3 protein-coding genes are annotated in these 4,034 nt (G+C 73.3%); 2 read left to right on the top strand and 1 reads right to left on the bottom strand.

The features are described from left to right. A partial coding sequence (locus tag ESO86_RS12750; protein WP_165307783.1) for a TetR/AcrR family transcriptional regulator occupies positions 1-596 on the bottom strand: 596 nt, incomplete at its 3' end. A gap of 104 nt (positions 597-700) precedes the next feature. Between ESO86_RS12750 and ESO86_RS12745 the strand changes: the two genes are divergently transcribed. Both ESO86_RS12745 and hrpA read left to right on the top strand, forming a co-directional pair. Next, complete coding sequence (locus ESO86_RS12745) at positions 701-2,059, top strand: FAD-binding oxidoreductase (RefSeq protein WP_129235364.1); 1,359 nt, start codon at positions 701-703, stop codon at positions 2,057-2,059. Positions 2,060-2,154: 95 nt separating this feature from the next. After that, the coding region (hrpA, locus tag ESO86_RS12740) for an ATP-dependent RNA helicase HrpA (RefSeq protein WP_129235363.1) at positions 2,155-4,034 on the top strand (1,880 nt) is incomplete at its 3' end.

Raw genomic sequence — 4,034 nt, 5'->3', positions numbered from 1 at the left:
GCACCGCGCTCGGCGGCGTGCGCGAGGCTCGAGGCCATGAGCGCCGCCGCGGCACCCTGCCCGAGGCCGCTGCGGCGGACGAGCGTCTGCCACGTCCGGAAGTCCACCGCGAGCGCGGCGGCGGCGACGAGTTCGGGACTCCGTTCACGAGCGGGCCACGCCTCGACCAGTGCGTCGCGCGCAGCCTCCATCGGCTCGCCCATGCGGAGCTCGTTCACCTCGTGCAGCACCGCGTCGCGCTCGGCATCGCGCAGCACGTTGGCGATCAGCGCCTCGTTCTGCGCCCAGTACGCGTAGACGGCGGCGATCCCGTGCTCCGCGCGCGCCACAGGTGAGGCGATGGCCCGCCACGGCGCCGCATCGGGGAACGGGTGCTGGTCGAGGTGCAGGCCGGAGCAGGCGAGGAAGAGCGCGCGGTCGTCGGGGAAGTGCCGGTAGAGCGTGCTGCGCTGCACGCCGGCCCGATCCGCGACGGCGCTGAACGAGCTCGCGGCGGGGCCCGCCGTGCGGTGCAGTTCGAGGGCGGCCTCGACGATCCGCCGACGCGTCTGCTCCTGCTGCTCCGCTCGCGCTCGCTGCTCGTACCTCCGTGCCATCCCCTAATTCTACGCACATATGTGTTCGATCAATTGACATCGCCGCCGTCCGGTCGTACCGTTCATTCATCGCACACCTCTGTTCCTCGAAAGGCAGCACCACCATGACCACGATCGACACCGCCGCCGCGGCGTGCACGGTCCTCTCACCCGGCGACGACGGCTGGGACGAGGCACGGGCGACGTTCAACCTGCTCGACGACCAGCGACCGGAGCTCATCGCCCTCCCGCGCGACGCGGGCCAGGTCGTCGAGGCCGTCGCGCTGGCCCGCCGCGCGGGCCTCCGCGTGGCAGCGCAGGGCACCGGACACGGCGCCTCCTCGCGTGACACGCTCGCAGGCGCGATGCTCGTGAACACGTCCCGCATGACCGAGGTGGAGATCGACCACGCCGAACGCCGCGTGCGCGTCGGCGCCGCGGCCAGGTGGCAGCACGTCGCACCGATGCTGTCCGAGCTCGGGCTGGCGGGGCTCCACGGCTCGTCGCTCGACGTCGGCATCGCCGGCTACTCGATGGGCGGGGGGATCGGATGGCTCACCCGGCGCCACGGGCTGCAGGCCAACGCGGTCCGCGCGATCGAGCTCGTCACGGCCGAGGGCGAACCCGTCCGAGCCGACGCCGACCACCACGCCGACCTCTTCTGGGCGCTGCGCGGCGGCGGCGGCAACTTCGGCATCGTCACCGCGATCGAGTTCGAGGTCGTCTCCCTGCCCGAACTCGCCGCCGGATCGTTCTTCTTCCCGATCGAGCGCGCCTCCGAGGTGCTGCGGACGTGGACGAGGCTGCTGCCGTCCTTCCCCGAGGAGCTCACGACCTGGGTGAGCCTCATCCACTTCCCGCCGACCCCGGACGTGCCCGACGTCGTGCGCGGGCAGTCCTTCGCCATCGTCATGGCCGCCCACCTCGGTCGCGAGTCGGAGGCCCGACGCCTGCTGCGCCCCCTCGAGGCGCTCGCCCCCGTGATGGACACGCTCGGCCCGCAGGAGCCCATCGCGCTCGGGACGCTCGCGATGGATCCCGAGTCCCCGCTCCCCTACCGCTCGACGACCGCACTCGTCGACGAGCTACCCGACGAGGCCGCCGATGCGATCGCCGGGCTCGGCGGTGCGGGCGGCGCCCTCGCGATGCTCCAGGTCCGCCACATCGGCGGTGCGTTCGGCCGGCGCCCCGAGGGCGCGGGCGCGCGTGCGACGCTCCCCGGCGAGATCCTCGTCTTCGCGCTGGGCGTGCCGATGGACGCCGAATCGGATGCCGCGGTCAGCCGCGGGCTCGACGGCCTCGACGCGGTGCTCGAGCCCCTCGCCGTGGGCGAGTACCCGAACCTCGTCGAGCACCCGGTCGACGCGAGCCGATTCTTCGACGAGGCGACCTGGGCCCGGCTCCGCGACGTCAAGTCCACCTGGGACCCCGCCGACCTCGTCCGCGGGAACCACCACGTGCCGGCGGCGGCGACCGCCGGCTGAGTCCCGATGCCGATGCCCGGCGGGCGGCCCCGCGCTCCCGCGGCCCCCGACCGGGCATCCTCGGGCGGGTCGACGCGAGCGTAGGATTGAGGGCTATGCCCGCGCCCGTCCCCGCCACGATCACGTACCCGGCCGACCTGCCGGTCAGCGGTCGACGCGACGACATCGCACGCGCCATCCGGGATCACCAGGTCGTCATCGTCGCGGGCGCGACCGGGTCGGGCAAGACGACCCAGCTGCCGAAGATCTGCCTGGAGCTCGGGCGGGAGTCCATCGCGCACACCCAGCCGCGCCGGATCGCGGCCCGCACGATCGCCGAACGCGTGTCCGAGGAGCTCGGCGTCGAGCTCGGCGACCTCGTCGGCTACCAGGTCCGGTTCACCGACCGCGCGAGCGAGGCCACGCGCATCAAGGTGATGACCGACGGCATCCTGCTGAACGAGATCCACCGGGACCGCGACCTGCGCCGCTACGACACGATCATCATCGACGAGGCGCACGAGCGCAGCCTCAACATCGACTTCCTGCTCGGCTACCTCAAGCGGCTCCTCCCGCGCCGACCGGACCTGCGGGTCGTCATCACGAGCGCGACGATCGACCCCGAGAGCTTCGCAGCGCACTTCGCGGATGCCGGCGGCACGCCGGCCCCGATCATCGAGGTCTCCGGCCGCACCTACCCGGTCGAGGTCCGGTACCGGCCGCTGGTGGCGGAGTCCGCCGGGTCGGGTCCTGGCGAGGAGGCCGACGACGAGGGCGCGGCCGCCGAGGACCGCGACATCCAGCGGGGCATCCTCGACGCGCTGGACGAGCTCGGGCGCGAGGCCCCGGGCGACGTGCTCGTCTTCCTCTCGGGCGAGAGCGAGATCCGCGACGCCGAGGCCGCGGTGCGGGCCCACGCGACGCGGCGCGGTGCGGCGGACGTGACCGAGGTGCTCCCGCTCTACGGGCGGCTCTCCTCAGCCGACCAGCACCGGGTGTTCGAGCCGTCGAAGGTCGCGGGGCTCCGGCGACGCGTCATCCTCGCGACCAACGTCGCCGAGACGAGCCTCACCGTGCCCGGCATCCGCTACGTCGTCGACGCCGGCACCGCGCGCATCAGCCGGTACTCGGCCCGCTCGAAGGTGCAGCGGCTCCCGATCGAGCCGATCTCGCAGGCCTCGGCGAACCAGCGCTCCGGGCGTTCGGGCCGGACGAGCGACGGCATCGCCATCCGCCTCTACTCCGAGGACGACTTCGACAAGCGGCCGGAGTTCACCGATCCCGAGATCCTGCGCACCAACCTCGCCGCGGTCATCCTGCAGATGGCCTCGCTCGGGCTCGGGGCCGTCGAGGACTTCCCGTTCCTGACGCCGCCCGACGCCCGCGGCATCCGCGACGGCGTCGACCTGCTCCGCGAGCTCGGCGCGATCGACGAGGCGGATGCCGCGGGCGGCCCGGAACTCACGCGCACCGGCCGGCAGCTGGCCCGCCTGCCGATCGAGCCGAGGTTCGCGCGCATGGTGCTCGAGTCGAAGGCGCAGGGCGTCAGCCGCGAGGTGCTCGCGATCGTCGCGGGGCTCACCATCCAGGACCCGCGCGAGCGGCCGCTCGAACGGCGCGAGCAGGCCGACGAGATGCACCGCCGCTTCGTCGACCCGACGAGCGACTTCATCACGCTGCTGAACCTCTGGAACCACCTCGAGCAGCAGCAGCGCGAGCTCTCCGGCAGCGCGTTCCGCAGGATGTGCCGGAGCGAGTTCCTCAACTACCTGCGCGTGCGCGAGTGGCAGGACCTCTACCGCCAGCTCGTGCGCCTGGCGAAGCCGCTCGGCCTGCACGTCGCGGCGGAGGCCGGCGCACCGAACCCCGACGGCATCCATCGCTCGCTGCTGGCCGGACTGCTCTCGCAGATCGGCATCCGCGACGACAGCCGGACGTCGAGCGGACGCGGCGGCGCCGGGACCCAGCGCGAGGCCGAGCGCCGCGGGCGCCGGCA

Source organism: Agromyces binzhouensis, from assembly GCF_004135055.1.
GTDB lineage: Bacteria > Actinomycetota > Actinomycetes > Actinomycetales > Microbacteriaceae > Agromyces > Agromyces binzhouensis.
This window is presented reverse-complemented; position numbering and strand designations above follow the sequence as displayed.

What these genes read in the sequence shown, in the direction of transcription:
- ESO86_RS12745 (WP_129235364.1), top strand. Translation starts at nt 701, where the DNA reads ATGACCACGATCGACACCGCCGCCGCGGCGTGCACGGTCCTCTCACCC.